This window comes from Lysobacter cavernae (genome assembly GCF_042648505.1).
GTDB classification, from domain to species: Bacteria; Pseudomonadota; Gammaproteobacteria; order Xanthomonadales; family Xanthomonadaceae; genus Lysobacter_L; species Lysobacter_L cavernae.
In genome coordinates this window covers 42,756-60,141 of record NZ_JBHRXK010000007.1, presented here as the reverse complement: position 1 = coordinate 60,141, position 17,386 = coordinate 42,756, and the positions used below count along the sequence as shown (strand labels likewise).

Here is a 17,386-nt window from a genome sequence, read left to right as displayed (position 1 = left end):
TCGGCTTCATCAGTGCCATTCCGCGGCGGCCTCCCAGGAGTTCGGCATGAAAGCGATCGGCAGCCCCAGCCTCGACGCTTCGACCCGCACCCCGGCTGTCGGCACGCGCAACACCCGCTCCGGACTTGCGTCCGCCTGGTCCTGGATCGTGCTCGGCGGCCTGATCGTCGGTACGCTCGACCTGGTGTTCGCGATGAGCTTCTGGGCACTGCGCGACGTGGCGCCGATCCGCGTCGTCCAGGGCGTGGCCGCCTGGGTGCTGGGGCGCGACGACGCCCGCGCCGGCGGCTGGACGACGGCCCTGCTCGGTGCCGGACTGCACTACTACCTGATGACCGCGATCGTCGCCGTCTCCCACTTCGCCAGCCAGCACCACACCAGGCTGCTGCGCCACCCGCTGCGCTACGGCGCGCTCTATGGCGCGGCGTGCTTCGTGCTGGTCCACGTGATCGTGGTGCCGCTGTACTCGGCCGCGCCGCCGCGGACGATCCAGTTCGACTGGTACGGCGCCTGCTTCGCGGCGCATGTGGTGCTGGTCGGCATTCCCTGCGGCTTGCTGGCGCGCTACTGGCACACGCGCGGCTGAGCGGCGCGCCCTGCTCGCCTCACGCTTTCCTGAACGGGAAACGGACGCTGCCGTAACAAACCCCGGCGCATGCTGCCGCCGTCTGCGGTGCTCGTCTCTCTCTCCCCAGCAAGGTCGATAGCCCGTTCCATCGGCTCGAAATCACGGGACGGCTCACCTCCGTCCGCAGGCATGCCCGGGACCGCGTTCCCGGGCAATTTTTGTCGGCACTGTAATGGCGCTTTGATTAGGCGCTTTTATCAGATGCTCCACCGGCAATTGGCTCCCTCGAAGCCGGCCGGATTGGCTCTCCAGCATCCCCGCAAGGCCCGCTACGGTTGGGACCAATGCGGTTGCTGCGAGACCTGCCCATGGCCCTGCGCTATCACGTCGTCCGCTTCGCCGAGCACCTCGACCTGGCCGCCCTGCCGATCGACGGCCTGCACCTGCTGCACGGCTCCGGGCGCGGCGTGCAGGTGCAGCAGCCCGCCGGTTGGTTGTCGCTGTGGCTGCCGTTGACCGGCGCCCTGCATCTGGAGACCCCGGGCAGCGCCTGGACCCTGGAATCCGGACACGCCCAGCTCTGGCGTGAAGGCCGCCTGCGCTGCAGCTCGCACCTGCCGTGCTGGTGGCTGGCACTGGCCGGACCCGTCGCCGCCTGGAGCCATTGCCTGCAGACCCTGCCGGGCCACAGCGACAGCGAACTGTTCCCCTGGGAAGGCCCCGCCCCGCGTGCAGTGCGCCACCTGCTGGTCTGGCTGGCACGACAGGCGCGACGCGACGGCGCCGACAACAGCTTGATCGCCCCACGGCTGCAGGCGCTGTGCGCCGCGCTGCTCGACCAGCAGCAGGAACTGCATGCGCGTCTACCACGCTGCAGCGGCCGCACCCTGCGCAGGCGCCAGCAGACCATGCTGCGCTTGTTGCGCGTCCAGCACCTGGTGCGCCGCGATGCCGACAGCCGCCTCGACCTGGCGCGGCTGGCCCGCAGCGCCAGCTATTCGCCCTGTCATCTGATCCGCATCTACCGCGACGTGTTCGACGAAACGCCGTCGGAGTACGCCGCGCGGCTGCGCACCGACCGCGCCTGGCGCATGGTCCGCGACACCGCGATGCCGGTCTGCGAAATCACCGAAGCGCTCGGCTTCGAAAGCCAGAGCGCTTTCTGCCGCGCGTTCAAGCAGTGCTTCGGCCTGACCGCGACCCAGGCGCGTCGGTTGGACCACTACGCCGCGCATGCGGCCTGAGCCGCGCAACAAACCGGCACCGGCCGGATGTGGCAACACGCCTTGATCACGCCTTGGAGCGAATCGATGCAACCGATCCACCGCAATCGCCTGCGCTCGCCGGGTCTGCTCTCACCAGGCATGGTCTCGCCGACACTCTGGCTGCTGACCGCCGGCCTGGTCGCCGCCACGCTCGACATCCTCTACGCCACCGGCTTCTGGGCGTTGCGCGGCGTGGACCCTACGCGCGTGTGGCAAAGCATCGCCGCCGGCCTGCTGGGCAAGGCCAGTTTCAGCGGTGGCGCCGACACCGCCACCTTGGGGCTGGCCCTGCATTACCTCATCGCCCTCGCCATGGCGGCCGCGTATTTCATCGCCGCGCGTCGGCTGCCGAAGCTATGGCAGCAGCCGTGGCGCTACGGCGCGCTGTACGGCCTGCTGCTGTACGCGGTGATGAACCTGATCGTGGTGCCGCTGTCGGCCGCGCCGGGCGGCGGCGCGAAACCAATGCTCTGGGTCGTGCTGAGCCTGCTCGCACACGTGCTGCTGGTCGGACTGCCGATCGCCTGGTGCGCGCGGCGCGCGTATGGTCTGTCCGCCCCGCTCAGTGCCCGCCGCCGTCCAGTGCCTTCAGTTCGCTGACCAGCGCGCTGGCCATCTCGGCGCCGTCGCCGTACAGCATGCGCGTGTTGTCCTGGTAGAACAGCGCATTCTCGATGCCGGCAAACCCGGTGCCCTTGCCGCGCTTGATGACGATGGTGTTCTTCGAGTTGGCCACATCGAGGATCGGCATGCCGTAGATCGGCGAGGCCGGGTCGGTCTTGGCCACCGGATTGACCACGTCGTTGGCACCGATCACCAGCGACACGTCGGCGTTGGGGAACTCCGGGTTGATGTCGTCCATGTCGACGATCAGGTCGTAGGGCACGCCGGCTTCGGCCAGCAGCACGTTCATGTGGCCGGGCATGCGCCCGGCGACCGGATGGATCGCGAACTTCACCTTGACCCCGCGCTCGATCAGCTTCTGCGTCAGCTCCCAGATCTTGTGCTGCGCCTGCGCCACGGCCATGCCGTAGCCGGGCACGATCACCACGCGTTCGGCGTAGGCCATCATCGCGGCGACGTCACCGGCCTCGATGGGCTTTTGCGCGCCGCTGATTTCCTGCGCCTGGCCGCCGCCACCGAAGTTGGAGAACAGCACGTTGCGGATCGGCCGGTTCATCGCCTTGGCCATCAACCGCGTCAGCAGCATGCCCGCGGCACCGACCATGGTGCCGGCGATGATCAGCGCCTCGTTGCCAAGCACGTAACCCTCGAATGCCACCGCCAGACCGGTCAGCGCGTTGTACAGCGAGATCACCACGGGCATGTCGGCGCCGCCGATCGGCAACGTCATCAGCACGCCCAGCGCGAGCGCCAGCACGAAGAAGGCAATGACCGCCGGCACGCTCAGCGTATGCACGACGATGCCACCGAGCACCAGCACCGCCACGAACACCGCCAGGTTGAACAACTGCTGGCCCGGGAACACCACGCGCTTGTCGAGGCGGCCGTCGAGTTTGGCCCAGGCGATCACCGAGCCCGACAGCGACACCGCACCGATCGCCGCGCCCAGCACCGCCAGTACCGAGGCGATCATCGACGGGGCCTGGCCGGCGCCGGAGAAGCGCAACAGCTCGACCGCGCCGATCGCCGCGGCCGAGCCGCCGCCCATGCCGTTGTACAGCGCGACCATCTGCGGCATGTCGGTGATCGCGACCTTCTTGCCCGACACCCACGCCAGCACGGTGCCGATCACCAGCGCGGTGACGATCAGGCCGAGGTTGTGCAGCCCCGGCAACAGAAACGTGGCGACGGTGGCGATGACCATGCCCCAGCCGGCCCACTGGATGCCGCTGCGCGCCGTCACCGGCGAGGCCATGCGCTGCAGGCCCAGCAGGAACAACGTCGCGGCAACGAAATAACTGGCGGCGGCGACCCCACCGAGCAGACTCATGCCGGGTCTCCGTTCCGGGCCGGCGCGGCGGGCTTCCTGCTGGACTTGAACATCTCCAGCATGCGCTCGGTGACCACGTAGCCGCCGGCGGCATTGCCGGCACCCAGCAGCACCGCGACGAAGCCGATGACCTTCTCCAGCGTGGTGTCGGCATGACCGAGCACGACCATCGCGCCGATTAGCACGATGCCGTGGATGAAGTTGGAGCCGGACATCAGCGGCGTGTGCAGGATCACCGGCACCCGCGAGATGATCACGTGGCCGGCGATGGCCGCCAGCATGAAGATGTAGAGCATCGTAGAAGCGTGCGCCACCAACCCGTCGCCCATCATCCGTTCCCCATCGCGATGTCCTCGGCATCATAACCGCCCCTGAATCGGGCGCCAGCGCTGTCAACCGGTGCCTGGCCCGGGCGTTGTCATGTCACACAAGGTCGATCACCGGCCGGCCACGAGGAGCACCCATGAAGCCGATCATCCGCCTGGCCGCTGCCCTGCTGTGCGCTGCAGTCGCCGCTCCCGCGATGGCCAGCTATTCCGGCGACCGTGTCGAATACCGGATGGATCGCCACGGAGAACGGATCGAACGACGACTCGACCAGCGCGGCGAACACATCGAGGCCCGCAGCGACCGCCGGGGCGAGCACATGCAGGCCCGGCTCGACAGGCGCGGCGACCTCGCCGAAGCCCGCGGGGAACGGTGCGGCGAACGCTTCGACCGCCGCTGGGGCCGCCGGCATTAAGGCCGCCACCGTATGCTGCGACGCGTGAACCACGATGTCGACGACGAGCTGCTGGCCGCCTCCACGGCTGATGCCCACGCACGTGCCGCCTCGACCGAGGTGGCGCCGCGGCTGCCTGCGTCACTGGAGGAGTTCCTGGCCAGCCTCGGCACCCGCGCATTCCGCTTCGCCGAACTCGGCCTGCGCCAGCGCGACGACGCACTCGACGCGGTACAGGACGCGATGATGAAGATGCTGGCCTACCGCGAGCGCCCGGCAGCGGAATGGACGCCGCTGTTCTGGAGCATCCTGCGCAGCCGCATTATCGACTTGCAACGCCGGCGCACGTTCCGCCTGCGTTGGTTGCAGCCGACGCCGGATCGTGACGACAGCACGCTGGACTGGGCCGCCGACGGTCCCGATCCGGCCCGTGTCTTTGATGGCCGCGAGGCCTACGGAAAACTCGCCGGCGCGCTGGCCACGCTGCCGCGCCGGCAGCGCGAGGCCTTCAGCCTGCGCATCCTGGAAGAACTCGACGTCGCCACGACCGCGCGGGCGATGGGCTGCAGCGAAGGCGCGGTGAAAACCCATCTGTCGCGCGCGCGTGAGGCGCTGCAGCGGCAACTGGAGGATTGGCGATGAACATGCACGACAACGACAACCACGATCGGGACCAGGCCTTCGACCAGGCCATGCGCCGCCTGCATGCGCAAGCCGTCGAACAGGTTTCCCCTGCCACGCGCGCGCGCCTGCGCGCCGCCCGCCACGTCGGCGCCGAGGCTGCACGCGCACCGCGCCGCGGCTTCGGCTGGGTGCTGGCCAGCGGCTGCGCGGCGGTGTTCGCGCTGGCGATCGCGATGCAGCTGCAGCCGCGACCGGCATCCACGCCGGCAACGGCATCGTTCGCCACAACCAGCACGCCCGACACCGGCACGCTGTACGAGGTCGGCACCGCCGTCGCCGCACTCGACGAGAACCCCGACCTCTACCTGTGGCTGGCGTCCAATGACGACGCTATGCCGGCCACCATGGAGCAATGACCATGCGCATCACCCCAACCCGCTCGCTCCTCCACGCCGCGCCCCACGCGTTGATGCTTGCGTTTGTCCCATTCGTGTTGCTGCTGGCGACGGCACCGAGCTTTGCCGCCGACCCGGTCACACCCGCCTTGCCAGGCTGGGACCAGCTCGCTCCAGCGCAACGCGAACTGCTGATCGCACCGATACGCGAACGCTGGAACAGCCAGCCGGAAGACCGCCAGCGCATGCTCGACCACGCCAAGCGCTGGCAGCAGATGACACCGGAACAACGCCAACGCGCCCGCCACGGCATGAAGCGCTGGGAACACATGGACCCGGAACAGCGCGAACAGATGCGCGCGTTGTTCGCCAAGATGCGCACGCTCGACGAGCCGGGCCGCAAGGCACTGAAGGCGCAGTGGCGGGCGATGACGCCGGAGCAGCGCGCCGCTTGGGTCAAGGCCAATCCGGCACCACGCGGGGAGCCTGGGACGCCGTTGAATTAAGCGGACCTTGGAAACGACGGCTCATCAAACAGAGCCAGCTTCACTTGCGTGGACTGCGAGGCAGGACGCAAATGACATTGCGCCGGATCGCCTATCAGCAAAGCCGACATGGCGCATTACACCTTTTGCTAATGCGCTCTCCAGACTACCGCGAAGCGGCTTCGGATTGAATGAATTGTGGCCGCGCCAGCCACAGTGCAAAACCGCCAAGAATAAGGATAAGGGGCCAAATGATCAGGGTGCTGACGAGCGCGCCCCAAAACACGACCGTGAGCTGCCAGGTAGATGAAGCCTTATGGCCCGGAAGTGCGAGGAGGAGTCGCGGGGTCACACCGCGCAGCTCGGGCGCGATCGCTCCAAGCACTTCAGCCTTGAATAGGTAGGTGCCCACAGGCACTTTCGGGGACGCTATGTGCATATAAACGGAGTCTTGCGACCAGCCGGACACCTGCAAGTTTTTCTCGACTCCAGAGGCTATTACGCGACCACTTCGCACATCCGTGAGCGACCAGCTGACCGGAATGACCGTATCTCCGACTGGCCAATGACGCTTGAAATAACCTCGGCCATACAGGTAGTCACGAATATCCTCGCCTTCCCATCGGCGTACAAAAGAAAAGGACAGCTCATAAGGCTCACGGAGCGGCACATGGACAGTGCAAGCAACCGTAGTGGGAGAGCCGAGAGGAACAGGTTCGTCGATAAGCGTTCGGGTCAGCCATTTGCTCCATGGCCAGAACAGCAGCTGACTCACCAGCAACAAGCCGATCGCTATGAACACGACACCGAAACGGCTTCGACTTGAATGAATTGTTAGCCGCATTGTTACTTAGTTGACTTCTTCAAGCTTTCCATCGCGCATCGACAGCCTGGTAATTTGCTCGAAGCGCCCCCCTTGTCTTCATACATGCTTCTATCAGGGCAAAAGGCGGGCCATCTGTTTTGGCATCTGACATATACCAGCATGAATCAGTGTAGGAGCGCTCGTCGCGACGCGGATCAAAGTCGTCAAAATTGTCCATGACCGTTCTCTTAAGACTAACTAGGCGTTAATCGTCCGCTCCGGCCACACCGTCCTGGCCAGCAACTCGTCATCCCAGTCGAACGACAACGCACCGGCCTCGACTGCCTTCTCGTCGAGAAACAAATTGACGAAGTTCAGCACATTGCGTGCGTACATCTCGCTGGCGTGCACCGCACCTTGACTGGCAAGGTTGAGTGGGCCGGCGACGGTGACGCCGCCGCTGTCAATGGTTTCGCCCGGCTGGGTCAGTTCGCAGTTGCCACCGGTTTCGGCGGCGAGGTCGACGATCACGCTGCCGGGTTTCATGCCGGCGACCATCGCCGCGCTGATGATCTTCGGCGCCGGACGGCCCGGCACCGCGGCGGTGCAGACGATCACATCGATGCTCTTCAGGTGCTCGCCGAGCCGGCGTTGCTGCTCGGCGCGCTCCTCGTCGGTGAGTGCACGGGCATAGCCGCCCTCGCCGGCGGCGCTGACGCCGAGATCGAGAAAGCGGCCACCAAGCGACTCAATCTGCTCGCGTGTCTCCGGACGTACGTCGAAGCCTTCGACCTGCGCGCCCAGGCGCTTGGCGGTGGCGATCGCCTGCAGGCCAGCGACACCGGCGCCGACGATCAGCACCTTCGACGGCCGGATCGTGCCGGCGGCGGTGGTCAGCATCGGGAAGAAGCGCGGCGCCAGTTGCGCGGCGATCAGCACCGCCTTGTAGCCGGCCATGCCGGCCTGCGAGCTGAGCACGTCCATCGCCTGCGCGCGCGTGGTGCGCGGCAGGCGCTCCAACGGAAACGCGATCAGCTTGCGTTGCGCGATCGCCTCGCCGCGCGCGGCGTCGGCCTGCGGCGCGAGCAGACCGACGAGGGCGGTGCCTTCGCGCAAGCCCGATAGCGTCGTGGACGGTGGCGGCTGCACGCACAGCACCAGGTCGGCGCCATCCAGCGCCGTGGCGGCATCATCGGCCAGTTCGGCACCGGCCTGCGCGTAGGCGTCGTCGCTGAAACTGGCGCCGTGGCCGGCGCCGCGCTGCACGCGGATGCGCGCGCCGCGCGCGGTCAGCTTCTTGCAGGTTTCCGGAGTGAGGGCGACGCGGCGTTCGCCGGTCGCGGTTTCGCTTGCAATGCCTATCGTGATGCCCGCCATGCGCCGCTCCCCGCCCGATTGCAGGCATCGTAGCGGAAGCCGCGGCGCCGGTGCGCGGACCGGCGGACGATCCCGTCAGCGCGCGCCGACGGCGCGATCGAGGTGGCGCCGTACCTGGCGCATTGCCTCATCGAATGCGGTGCGTTCGGCACCGACCGTCAACCGCCCCTCACCGGCAAGCGCAGCCAGTTCCTCGGCCGATGCGATCAGCACACGCAGGCCACGTCGGTTGACCAGCAGCATGCGCGAGGTCAACGGGCTGATCCAGGCGATCTTGGCCGCGGCGGCTTCGCCGTTGGCATCGGTGAGGCGCACCCAGTCGCCGATCTCGAGGTTGCGCATGCGCTCGGCGAGGATCGGATCGTGGGCGATGGTGTCGGTGCCGCCGACCAGCCACAGCGTGCGCTCGCTGCTGCCGCCGTCGTCCTCGGGCATCGGCAGCGGCGAGGCCGGGCGGGCGCGGCGCGGCGTATCCGGCGTCGCCAGCGCGCGCACCAGTCCGGCCATGCCGTGCTGCGCGGCGCTGTCGTCGAGGCCGGAGCTGGCCAGGCACTGCACGATCACCGGTTGCAGAGCGAGCAACTGATCGGCGAGCTCATGGCCACGGTGTTCGGCGGCCAGACGGTCGGCCATCACCAGCGCGTCGCCGAGGGCCAGGGCTTCGGCGTGGCGACGCGCATCGACGCCTTCGCGCAGCAGCGTCTGCACCAGATGATGGCGCCACGGCATCGCCAGGAAGTCAGCCACGGCCTGGGTCAGCGGCGGCTCATCCAGCCGTTCCTGCAGGGCGCCATCGGCCTGGGCGCGCGCGGCGCCGAGGCGCTCGCGGCCGTAGGCGGCCTTGGCGGCACGCTGCTCCTGCAGCTCGATGCGGCGGCGCTGCTGCGCCAGCAACGCGTCGAGTTCGGCATGGGCCATCTCGAACACCGCCAGGTCCTCGTTGTACTCGGCGACGATGCGCTGCGAGATCTCGGTGGCGCGGTCGAGCAGCTCGCGGTCCTGCGGCGTCTCGGCGTCGTTGCCCTCGCAGGCTTCGGTGATCGCGTCGAGCAGGCGCCGCGCCGGATGCTCGCGCTTCACGAACACGCCGGTATCGGTCAGCGCCACCTTGACGTAAGGCAGCACCAGCCGCGCGTACAGCCGACGCGCACGGTCGAGCAAGGCGTTGTTGCGGAACAGCGAGTCGAACAGCAGCGCGACCAGGTCGATCGCGTCCTCTTCCTCGGGGCTGAAGCAGGTCTGGTCGGGATTCAATCCAAGCCGACGCGCGCCGTCGTGGAGGTGGTCACGAATGGTCTCGCCGAGCCGGCCGGAGACCGCCAAGGCACGCGCGAACGCATCCGGTGGATCGGCCTGCAGCAGCGAGGCGACACTGACCACTTCGTCGACGCGCAATTCGCGGCGCGGGGCCAGGGACCGTTGTGGCGCCAATGCGCCGGGGGTGGAATCGGACTTGGGCATTCCTTCGCGCCAGGCGTGCAATTGACCGCGCAGCTCGGCCAGCTCCTTGGCCATGGCCATGATGTCGTCGTGCGAGACACGCGCCTGCGTGGCCTGGCTGGCGTAGCCACCGCCGGCAGAAGGCGCGAACGATGCGCCGACGCCGCCCCCTGAGCCATAACCGCCGCCGTGGCCGCCAAAGCCGGGGTCAGCGAAACCGGCGCCGTAACCGTGCGGCCGCGACTCCTCGTGGGCCGGTGACGGCGCACGCGTCGCCGCAATGGCGCCGCCGTAGCCGGCCGAGGCCAACAGGTTGTTGATTCGGGCGTACAGGTCGCCCAGCAACCGCGCCAGCTCCTGCTCGTAGTGGCGGAACATGCGCCCGCGCAGCGCGTCCGGGATCTGCGCCTCGATGAACGTCTGGATGAACGCCGCCACCAGCCGTTCCGGGCCGATCGGGTTGGCGCCCAGGGGCAGCTTCAGTGCATCGGCCAGGCCCTGCATGCGGGTCTGCAAGGTGTCGAGCGGGCGCGCATAGCGCGAACCGAGCGCTTCGGTCAGGCGCTCGCCGGCCAGGTCGAGTTCGAGCTGGTGCTCGTCGACCAGGCGCAGCGTCACGTCGCCGCCGCTGCGGATGCGCAGCGCGCGGAAGTCGTCGAACCCCTGCGCCACCTGCTGCCGGTAGCGCATGACATGCGCCGCCTGCTGCTGGCGCAGCACCCACAGCGCCGCCTGCTCTTCGTAATAATTCTGCTTGCCATCGCTCTTGAGCGATGCAACCTTCAGGGCATCCTCGATCGGCCCGTACAGCGTGCCCGGCAGGCCGCCAAGCACTTCCAGGGCCTGACGCTTGATTTCCTCGAGCACGCGCAAGGGATCAGTACGCGTGGCATGAGCGACGGCGCCGTGCAGATGAGCAGACACTGCGAGTTCCCCAAGGTTGCGTGGATCGAACCTGCCACTCCCCGGCAGTTCACTGCGGCATAGTGGCAAGATACGACCCCGCGCTGCACGGCTTTTTTGGACTTTTGTGACTGATGTCCCGAAACACCTCTGACCCGCTTCCAGATTCCGACCTCGCCCTGGCCGCCCTCGACGCGCGGCGCTCGGTCCCGCCCAAGCAACTGGGCGAGCCCGGCCCGGACGAGGCTACCCTGCTGCGCCTGCTGCGCTCGGCAGTGCGCGTGCCCGACCACGGCAAGCGCGTGCCGTTCCGCTTCCTGAGCTTCCGCGGCGACGCCCGCCACGCCTTTGGCGAACGCCTGGCCGCGCGCAGCCTGCAGCGCGACCCCAACGCCAGCGAGGCGGTGATCGAGAAGGACCGTTCGCGCTTCTCGCACGCGCCGCTGGTGGTGGCGGTGATCGCCACGCTCGGCCCGGACAAGGAGATTCCGGAATCGGAACGTTTTTCCACCGCCTCCTGCGTCTGCTTCGCGCTGCTGCAGGCGGCGCAGGCATTGGGCTATGGCGCGATCTGGCTGACCGGCTGGCTGGCCTACGACCCCGAGGTCGGGACCTGGCTGGACCTGGACGCACACGAGCGCGTGGTCGGCTTCGTCCACATCGGCACGCCCAAGCTGGACGCGCCCGAGCGCGAGCGCCCGGACCCGCACGCACTGCTGCGCGAATGGACACCGACGTGAGCACGGCTCCGCAGGTACCGGCCGGGCCGACCTTATATCTGGTCGACGCCAGCCTGTACGTGTTCCGCGCCTGGCATTCGATGCCGGACGAGTTCCAGGACCGCGAAGGCTGGCCGACCAATGCCGTGCATGGCTTCGCCCGCTTCCTGCTGGAACTGCTCGACCGCACGCGCCCGCAGCACATCGCCATCGCCTTCGACGAGGCGCTCGACAGCTGCTTCCGCAACGCGCTGTACCCGGCCTACAAGGCCAACCGCGAGCCGGCGCCGGAGGGACTCAAGCGCCAGTTCGGGCACTGCAAGGCGCTGTGCAGCGCGCTCGGCCTGGCCACCCTGGCGCATGTCGAGTACGAGGCCGACGACCTGATCGGCAGCGCCGTGCACGCGCTGCGCCCGCACGGGTTCCGCTCGGTCATCGTCTCCGCCGACAAGGACCTGTCGCAGCTGCTGGGCGACTTCGACGAGCAGTGGGACTTCGCCCGCGGCCAGCGCTGGGGCGCGGCCGGCGTGCCCGAGCGCCACGGCGTGCAGGCGCGGCAGATCGCCGACTACCTGGCGCTGACCGGCGACGCGGTGGACAACATCCCCGGCGTGCCCGGCATCGGCGCCAAGACCGCAGCCGCCCTGCTCGGCCACTTCGACACGCTCGACGCCCTGCTGGCGCGGGTCGAGGAAGTGCCGTTCCTGCGCCTGCGCGGTGCCGCCAGCGCCGCCGCCAAGCTGCGCCAGCACCGCGAGCAGGCGCTGCTGTGCCGGCAGTTGACCACGATCGCGCTGGACGCCCCGCTCGGCGACGCGTCGCCGCGGTTCGTGCGCGGCAACCCCGACGCCCGCGGCCTGGGTGCGCTGTGCGAGGCCCTGCGCTTCGGCCCGATGACGCGGCGGCGGCTGCACGAGGCAGCCGGCCTGGCCGTCTGACCGGAGCTCGTGACGCGGACTTCGCTGCGTCATGGCTTCCGTCGTAGCATCGTTGCGACCGACCTGCAGGGGACACGATGAACGACCACCACGCCGACGACCGCCTCGAGACGCTCTACGACGGCCAATGGCTGCGCCTGGTCCGCCGCGGTCGCTGGGAATACGCCGAGCGCACCCACGGCAACGGCATGGCGGTGATCATCATCGCGGTCACACCCGACGACGACGTGCTGTTCGTCGAGCAGTTCCGCGTGCCGCTCAACGCACGCACCATCGAGATGCCGGCCGGGCTGGTCGGTGACGACCACGCCCACGACACGCTCGAAGCCGCCGCCCGCCGCGAACTGATCGAGGAAACCGGCTGGCAGCCGGGCCGCGTCGAGGTGCTGCTGATCGGCCCGACGTCGTCGGGGATGAGCAACGAGCGCATCGCCTTCGTGCGCGCACGCGAGCTGATCAAGGTCGGCGCAGGCGGTGGCGTCGACAACGAGGACATCACCGTGCACGCGGTGCCGCGCGCGCAGGCACCGGCTTGGCTGATGCAGAAGCAACGCGAGGGTTTCGAACTCGACCTCAAGCTCTGGGCCGGGTTGTGGATGATCGAGCACAACCCGGACGGTTCGGCGGCGGACTGACGTCCGCCTCCTTCCTATTGCCCTGAATGCCCATGCATCAGGGAATCACCCTCGTTCAGGCGAAGCGGTCGGTCGCCTGCACCAGCGCGTCGATGTTCTCGGCCTCGAACGCCGAATGGCCCGAGGCCGGAGTGATGTGCAGCTCGCCCTTCGGCCAGGCCTGTTTCAGCTCCCACGCGTTCTGCACCGGGCAGACCACGTCATAGCGGCCGTGCACGATCACGCCGGGGATGTCGGCGATGCGGTGCGCGTCGCGCAACAGTTGGTCTTCGACCTCGAAGAAGCCGCCGTTGACGAAGTAATGGTTCTCGATGCGGGCGAAGGCCAGGGCGAACTGCGGGTCCTCGTGGCTGGCGGCGAAATCCGGATCGATGTGCAGGAAGCTGGTCGCGCCTTCCCAGACGCTCCAGGCCTTGGCTGCGGCCAGACGCGTGGTCTCGTCGCTGGAGGTGAGGCGGCGGTGGAAGGCGCTGATCAGATCGTGGCGCTCGACCGGCGGGATCGCGTTGACGTAATGCTCCCAGGCGTCCGGGAACAGGCGGTTGGCGCCTTCCTGATAGAACCACTCCAGCTCCCAGCGACGCAGCATGAAGATGCCGCGCAGCACCAGCTCGGTCACGCGCTGCGGGTGCGACTGCGCATAGGCCAGCGCCAGGGTCGAACCCCAGGAGCCGCCGAACACCTGCCACTGCTCGATGCCGAGCTTGACCCGCAGCGTCTCGATGTCGGCGACCAGGTCCCAGGTGGTGTTGTTCACCAGATCCGCATGCGGTGTCGAGCGGCCGCTGCCGCGCTGGTCGAACAGCACGATGCGGTACTTGGCCGGGTCGTGGAAGCGCCGCATCTTGTCGCTGCAACCGCCGCCGGGACCGCCGTGCAGCATCACCACCGGCTTGCCGTCCGGGTTGCCGCACTGCTCGTAATACAGCGTGTGGCGGTCGTCGACCTTCAGCGTGCCGGTGTCGAAGGGTTCGATCTCGGGATAGAGCGTGCGCATCGCGGAACCTGGCGGTGGGGAGGCGACGAGTCTACCGGCGCCCGTCCACGGTCGCAGCCTCAGCGCGGCGTGCGGCCAAGGCTGACGCGGTCGCGTTGTTCGAGATCGCGCACGGTTTCGATCGCCTCGAAACCCGCCGCTGCAAGCAGGCCACGCACCGCCGCGCCCTGCTCCCAGCCGTGCTCGAGCAGCAGCCAGCCACCGGGCTGCAGGTGCGCGGGCGCATCGCGCACGATCGTGCGGATCGCATCGAGGCCGTCAGCGCCGGAGGCGAGCGCCGAGCGCGGCTCATGGCGCAGGTCGCCGGTCTCCAGATGGGCATCGTCGTCGGCGATGTACGGCGGATTGCTGGCGATCAGGGCGAAATGTTCCCCGGCCAAAGGCACCAGCCAGTCGCCTTCGCGGAACTCGACATTGCCCAGCCCGTGCGCCCGCGCGTTGCCGCGCGCGACCGCCAGCGCCGCGCTGCTGGCGTCGGTGGCGAGCACGCGCATGCGCGGCCGCTCCAGCGCCAGCGCCAGCGCGATCGCCCCGCTGCCGGTGCCGAGGTCGGCGACGGACAGCGGCTGGTCGTCCGGCAGGCGCGCCAGCGCGAGTTCGACCAGCAGCTCGGTCTCCGGACGCGGGATCAGCGTCGCCGGCGTGACCTGCAGGTCGAGCCGCCAGAAGCCACGGTGACCCAGCAGGTAAGCCACCGGCTCGCCGGCGAGGCGGCGTTGCAGCAGGGCGGTGAAGGCCGCGACCCGATCGGCTTCGAGCGCATCGTCGCGATGCACGTACAGCCAGGTCTGGGAGACGCCCAGGGCATGGGCGAGCAGGCGCTCGGCCTCGACGCGGGCTTCCTCGCCCGGCAAGCGGCGGACGGCCTCGGCCAGCAGCGCGCCGACGGCGACAGGCGCGGGAATCGAAGGGTGGGTCATCGGGGCATTGTCGCGTGACCGGCTGCGACGCGCGAGCGGACCGCCTTGAGACTCCCGGCAACAGTCGCATCTCAGAGAGGGACGCAACGAAAGCAAGGCAATAGATAAAATCTATCAATGCAATACCATTAATCAACTTGATAGATTGAATGGCCGCTTTTAATCTACGCAGGCTTTCAATCACCCCCAACCACAGGATCTTGCTGATGTCGTTGATCAACACCGAAGTGAAGCCCTTCAAGGCCACCGCCTACCTGAATGGCGAGTTCGTCGCAGTCACCGAGGCCAACCTGAAGGGCAAGTGGTCCGTGCTGATCTTCATGCCGGCCGCCTTCACCTTCAATTGCCCGACCGAAATCGAAGACGCCGCCAACAACTACGCCGAGTTCCAGAAGGCCGGTGCCGAGGTCTACATCGTCACCACCGACACGCACTTCTCGCACAAGGTGTGGCACGACACCTCGCCGGCGGTCGGCAAGGCCCAGTTCCCGCTGGTCGGCGACCCGACCCACCAGCTGACCAACGCCTTCGGCGTGCACATCCCGGAAGAAGGCCTGGCCCTGCGCGGCACCTTCGTCATCAATCCGGAAGGCGTGATCAAGACGCTGGAGATCCACAGCAACGAGATCGCCCGCGACGTGTCCGAGACGCTGCGCAAGCTCAAGGCCGCCCAGTTCACCGCCGCCAACCCCGGCCAGGTGTGCCCGGCCAAGTGGAAGGAAGGCGAGAAGACCCTGGCGCCGTCGCTGGACCTGGTCGGCAAGATCTAAGTTTCCAAACCGCGTGTTGCGGTTCGCTCTCACGAGCACGCGGTCCGTCGCTCGGGCCGCACCCACCGGGCCCGCCCTCGCGGGTCCGGTAGCGGGATCCCGGCGTCACGCCGGGTCCCGCCCCTTTCATTGAATGTCGCGACGCCCGGGTCTCTCTCTCCTCCAGCCCGGGTGCTCGCGGCGTTCATCGCGAACAAAATGCGTTTGCACGCCACGCAGTCGCATCGAACGCTCGCCCCCATTCCACGCACGGAGCCGCCACCATGTTGGACGCCGGTCTTAAGACCCAGTTGAAGGCCTACCTCGAGAAGGTCACGCAGCCGATCGAACTCGTCGCCAGCCTCGACGACGGCGAGAAGTCGCGCGAGCTCGAAGCCCTGCTGCGCGAGATCGCCGAGCTGTCCGACCAGCTCAGCTACGTGCGTGACGACGCCGATGCGCGCAAGCCGTCCTTCGCGATCAACCGCGTCGGCACCGACATCGGTGTCCGCTTCGCCGGCTTGCCGATGGGCCACGAGTTCACCTCGCTGGTGCTGGCGCTGCTGCAGGTCGGCGGCCATCCGTCGAAGGCCACGCAGGACGTGATCGAGCAGGTGCGCAACCTCGACGGCGAATACACGTTCGAAACCTACTTCTCGCTCTCCTGCCAGAACTGCCCAGACGTGGTGCAGGCGCTGAACCTGATGAGCGTGCTCAACCCCAACATCCAGCACGTCGCCATCGACGGCGCCCTGTTCCAGGACGAAGTCGAGCAGCGCGAAGTGATGGCCGTGCCGACCGTGTTCCTCAACGGTGAAGTGTTCGAGCAGGGCCGCGTGAGCCTGGAGCAGATCATCGCCAAGCTCGACACCAACGCCGGTGCGCGCGAGGCCGACAAGCTCCGCGGCAAGGCACCGTTCGAGGTGCTGGTGGTCGGTGGCGGCCCGGCCGGCGCGGCCGCGGCGATCTACGCCGCGCGCAAGGGCATCCGCACCGGCGTCGCCGCCGAGCGTTTCGGCGGCCAGGTGCTGGACACGATGGCCATCGAGAACTTCATCTCGGTCGAGCACACCGAAGGCCCGAAGCTGGCCACCGCGCTCGAACAGCACGTGCGCCACTACGACGTCGACATCATGAACCTGCAGCGTGCGACCAAGCTGGTGCCGGCGACCGAGCCGGGCGGCCTGATCGAAGTGCAGCTGGCCAACGGCGCATCGCTGAAGTCGCGCAGCGTGGTGCTCTCCACCGGTGCGCGCTGGCGGCAGATGAACGTGCCCGGTGAGGACCAGTACCGCAACAAGGGCGTGGCCTATTGCCCGCACTGCGACGGCCCGCTGTTCAAGGGCAAGCGCGTGGCGGTGATCGGCGGCGGCAACTCAGGCGTCGAGGCCGCGATCGACCTGGCCGGCATCGTCTCGCACGTCACGCTGATCGAGTTCGACACGCAGATGCGCGCCGACGAAGTGCTGCAGCGCAAGCTGCGCAGCCTGCTCAACGTCACCGTCATCACCAGCGGCCAGACCACGCAAGTGCTCGGCGACGGCAGCAAGGTGATCGGCTTGACCTACAAGGACCGGATCGGCGGCGACACGCACCGCATCGAGCTGGAAGGCATCTTCGTCCAGATCGGCCTGCTGCCGAACACCGAGTGGCTGAAGGGCGCCGTCGAGCTGTCGTCGCGCGGCGAGATCGTCATCGACGAGCGCGGCCAGACCTCGGTGCCGGGCGTGTTCGCCGCCGGCGATGCCACGACCGTGCCGTACAAGCAGATCGTGATCGCGATGGGGGCCGGTTCGACCGCCGCGCTGAGCGCGTTCGACCATCTGATCCGCACCAGCGCGCCGGTCGAAGCCGCCGAGGCCGTCTCAGCCTGAAGCCTCGGCCCGTCATC

20 protein-coding genes are annotated in these 17,386 nt (G+C 68.1%); 12 read left to right on the top strand and 8 right to left on the bottom strand.

Translation table 11 applies throughout. The annotated features are described in order from the left end of the window. Window positions 1-46 precede the first annotated feature (46 nt). The 3 genes from ACFOLC_RS13645 (at window position 47) to ACFOLC_RS13635 (ending at window position 2,433) form a co-directional block, all read left to right on the top strand. A complete protein-coding gene (locus ACFOLC_RS13645) occupies window positions 47-586 on the top strand; it encodes a hypothetical protein (RefSeq protein WP_386759815.1) in 540 nt (179 codons plus the stop codon). A 350-nt stretch (window positions 587-936) separates the two neighbouring features. Then, a complete protein-coding gene (locus ACFOLC_RS13640) occupies window positions 937-1,812 on the top strand; it encodes a helix-turn-helix transcriptional regulator (protein ID WP_386759814.1) in 876 nt (291 codons plus the stop codon). Window positions 1,813-1,878: 66 nt separating this feature from the next. Further along, window positions 1,879-2,433, top strand: coding sequence for a hypothetical protein (locus ACFOLC_RS13635; protein WP_386759813.1), 555 nt, complete (start codon window positions 1,879-1,881; stop codon window positions 2,431-2,433). Here the strand turns inward: ACFOLC_RS13635 and ACFOLC_RS13630 are convergent. Both ACFOLC_RS13630 and ACFOLC_RS13625 read right to left on the bottom strand, forming a co-directional pair. After that, on the bottom strand, window positions 2,396-3,787 hold the full coding sequence (locus ACFOLC_RS13630) for an NAD(P)(+) transhydrogenase (Re/Si-specific) subunit beta (protein WP_386759812.1): 1,392 nt from the start codon (window positions 3,785-3,787) through the stop codon (window positions 2,396-2,398). The genes ACFOLC_RS13635 and ACFOLC_RS13630 overlap by 38 nt on opposite strands. Beyond that, entirely contained in the window at window positions 3,784-4,116 is a 333-nt protein-coding gene (locus ACFOLC_RS13625) for an NAD(P) transhydrogenase subunit alpha (RefSeq protein WP_386759811.1), read from the bottom strand. Before ACFOLC_RS13625 ends, ACFOLC_RS13630 begins: the two co-directional genes overlap by 4 nt. 134 nt (window positions 4,117-4,250) lie before the next feature. Here ACFOLC_RS13625 and ACFOLC_RS13620 point away from each other — a divergent pair, with 134 nt between their 5' ends. The 4 genes from ACFOLC_RS13620 to ACFOLC_RS13605 are packed head-to-tail and all read left to right on the top strand — an operon-like array spanning window position 4,251 to window position 6,033. Next, the gene (locus ACFOLC_RS13620; RefSeq protein WP_386759810.1) at window positions 4,251-4,529 is read left to right on the top strand and encodes a hypothetical protein; all 279 of its coding nucleotides are present in this window, start codon (window positions 4,251-4,253) and stop codon (window positions 4,527-4,529) included. Window positions 4,530-4,577: 48 nt separating this feature from the next. Further along, window positions 4,578-5,150: an RNA polymerase sigma factor gene (locus ACFOLC_RS13615; protein WP_386759903.1), complete on the top strand. Its 573-nt coding sequence runs from the start codon at window positions 4,578-4,580 to the stop codon at window positions 5,148-5,150. Then, complete coding sequence (locus ACFOLC_RS13610) at window positions 5,147-5,548, top strand: hypothetical protein (RefSeq protein ID WP_386759809.1); 402 nt, start codon at window positions 5,147-5,149, stop codon at window positions 5,546-5,548. Before ACFOLC_RS13615 ends, ACFOLC_RS13610 begins: the two co-directional genes overlap by 4 nt. A gap of 2 nt (window positions 5,549-5,550) precedes the next feature. Further along, the gene (locus ACFOLC_RS13605) at window positions 5,551-6,033 is read left to right on the top strand and encodes a DUF3106 domain-containing protein (RefSeq protein ID WP_386759808.1); all 483 of its coding nucleotides are present in this window, start codon (window positions 5,551-5,553) and stop codon (window positions 6,031-6,033) included. 145 nt (window positions 6,034-6,178) lie between these two features. Here ACFOLC_RS13605 and ACFOLC_RS13600 read toward each other — a convergent pair whose 3' ends face one another. The 4 genes from ACFOLC_RS13600 to ACFOLC_RS13585 form a co-directional block, all read right to left on the bottom strand. Next, complete coding sequence (locus ACFOLC_RS13600) at window positions 6,179-6,787, bottom strand: hypothetical protein (RefSeq protein ID WP_386759807.1); 609 nt, start codon at window positions 6,785-6,787, stop codon at window positions 6,179-6,181. A gap of 88 nt (window positions 6,788-6,875) precedes the next feature. Continuing rightward, a complete protein-coding gene (locus ACFOLC_RS13595; protein WP_386759806.1) occupies window positions 6,876-7,055 on the bottom strand; it encodes a hypothetical protein in 180 nt (59 codons plus the stop codon). Between the two features lie 20 nt (window positions 7,056-7,075). Next, entirely contained in the window at window positions 7,076-8,194 is a 1,119-nt protein-coding gene (locus ACFOLC_RS13590; RefSeq protein ID WP_386759805.1) for an NAD(P) transhydrogenase subunit alpha, read from the bottom strand. 75 nt (window positions 8,195-8,269) lie between these two features. Further along, window positions 8,270-10,558 (bottom strand): DUF1631 family protein, encoded by a 2,289-nt coding sequence (locus ACFOLC_RS13585; protein WP_386759804.1) that lies wholly within the window; start codon window positions 10,556-10,558, stop codon window positions 8,270-8,272. A gap of 113 nt (window positions 10,559-10,671) precedes the next feature. Between ACFOLC_RS13585 and ACFOLC_RS13580 the strand changes: the two genes are divergently transcribed. The 3 genes from ACFOLC_RS13580 (at window position 10,672) to ACFOLC_RS13570 (ending at window position 12,829) form a co-directional block, all read left to right on the top strand. Beyond that, entirely contained in the window at window positions 10,672-11,277 is a 606-nt protein-coding gene (locus ACFOLC_RS13580; RefSeq protein ID WP_386759803.1) for a nitroreductase family protein, read from the top strand. Beyond that, entirely contained in the window at window positions 11,262-12,194 is a 933-nt protein-coding gene (locus ACFOLC_RS13575) for a 5'-3' exonuclease (RefSeq protein ID WP_386759802.1), read from the top strand. The genes ACFOLC_RS13580 and ACFOLC_RS13575 overlap by 16 nt, the downstream gene beginning before the upstream one ends. Before the next feature lie 77 nt (window positions 12,195-12,271). Beyond that, a complete protein-coding gene (locus ACFOLC_RS13570) occupies window positions 12,272-12,829 on the top strand; it encodes an NUDIX hydrolase (RefSeq protein ID WP_386759801.1) in 558 nt (185 codons plus the stop codon). Between the two features lie 55 nt (window positions 12,830-12,884). On the opposite strand, the gene pip is transcribed toward ACFOLC_RS13570, so the two are convergent. Together pip and prmC are read right to left on the bottom strand one after the other, a co-directional pair. Then, window positions 12,885-13,826 carry a prolyl aminopeptidase gene (gene pip / locus ACFOLC_RS13565; RefSeq protein ID WP_386759800.1) on the bottom strand — a complete coding sequence of 314 codons (942 nt, stop codon included), beginning with the start codon at window positions 13,824-13,826 and terminating at the stop codon, window positions 12,885-12,887. Between the two features lie 59 nt (window positions 13,827-13,885). Further along, window positions 13,886-14,746 (bottom strand): peptide chain release factor N(5)-glutamine methyltransferase, encoded by an 861-nt coding sequence (gene prmC / locus ACFOLC_RS13560; protein WP_386759799.1) that lies wholly within the window; start codon window positions 14,744-14,746, stop codon window positions 13,886-13,888. Window positions 14,747-14,952: 206 nt separating this feature from the next. Here prmC and ahpC point away from each other — a divergent pair, with 206 nt between their 5' ends. After that, on the top strand, window positions 14,953-15,516 hold the full coding sequence (gene ahpC, locus ACFOLC_RS13555) for an alkyl hydroperoxide reductase subunit C (RefSeq protein ID WP_386759798.1): 564 nt from the start codon (window positions 14,953-14,955) through the stop codon (window positions 15,514-15,516). Window positions 15,517-15,779: 263 nt separating this feature from the next. Next, window positions 15,780-17,369, top strand: a complete 1,590-nt coding sequence (gene ahpF, locus ACFOLC_RS13550) for an alkyl hydroperoxide reductase subunit F (protein WP_386759797.1) — start codon at window positions 15,780-15,782, stop codon at window positions 17,367-17,369. Window positions 17,370-17,386: the final 17 nt, after the last annotated feature.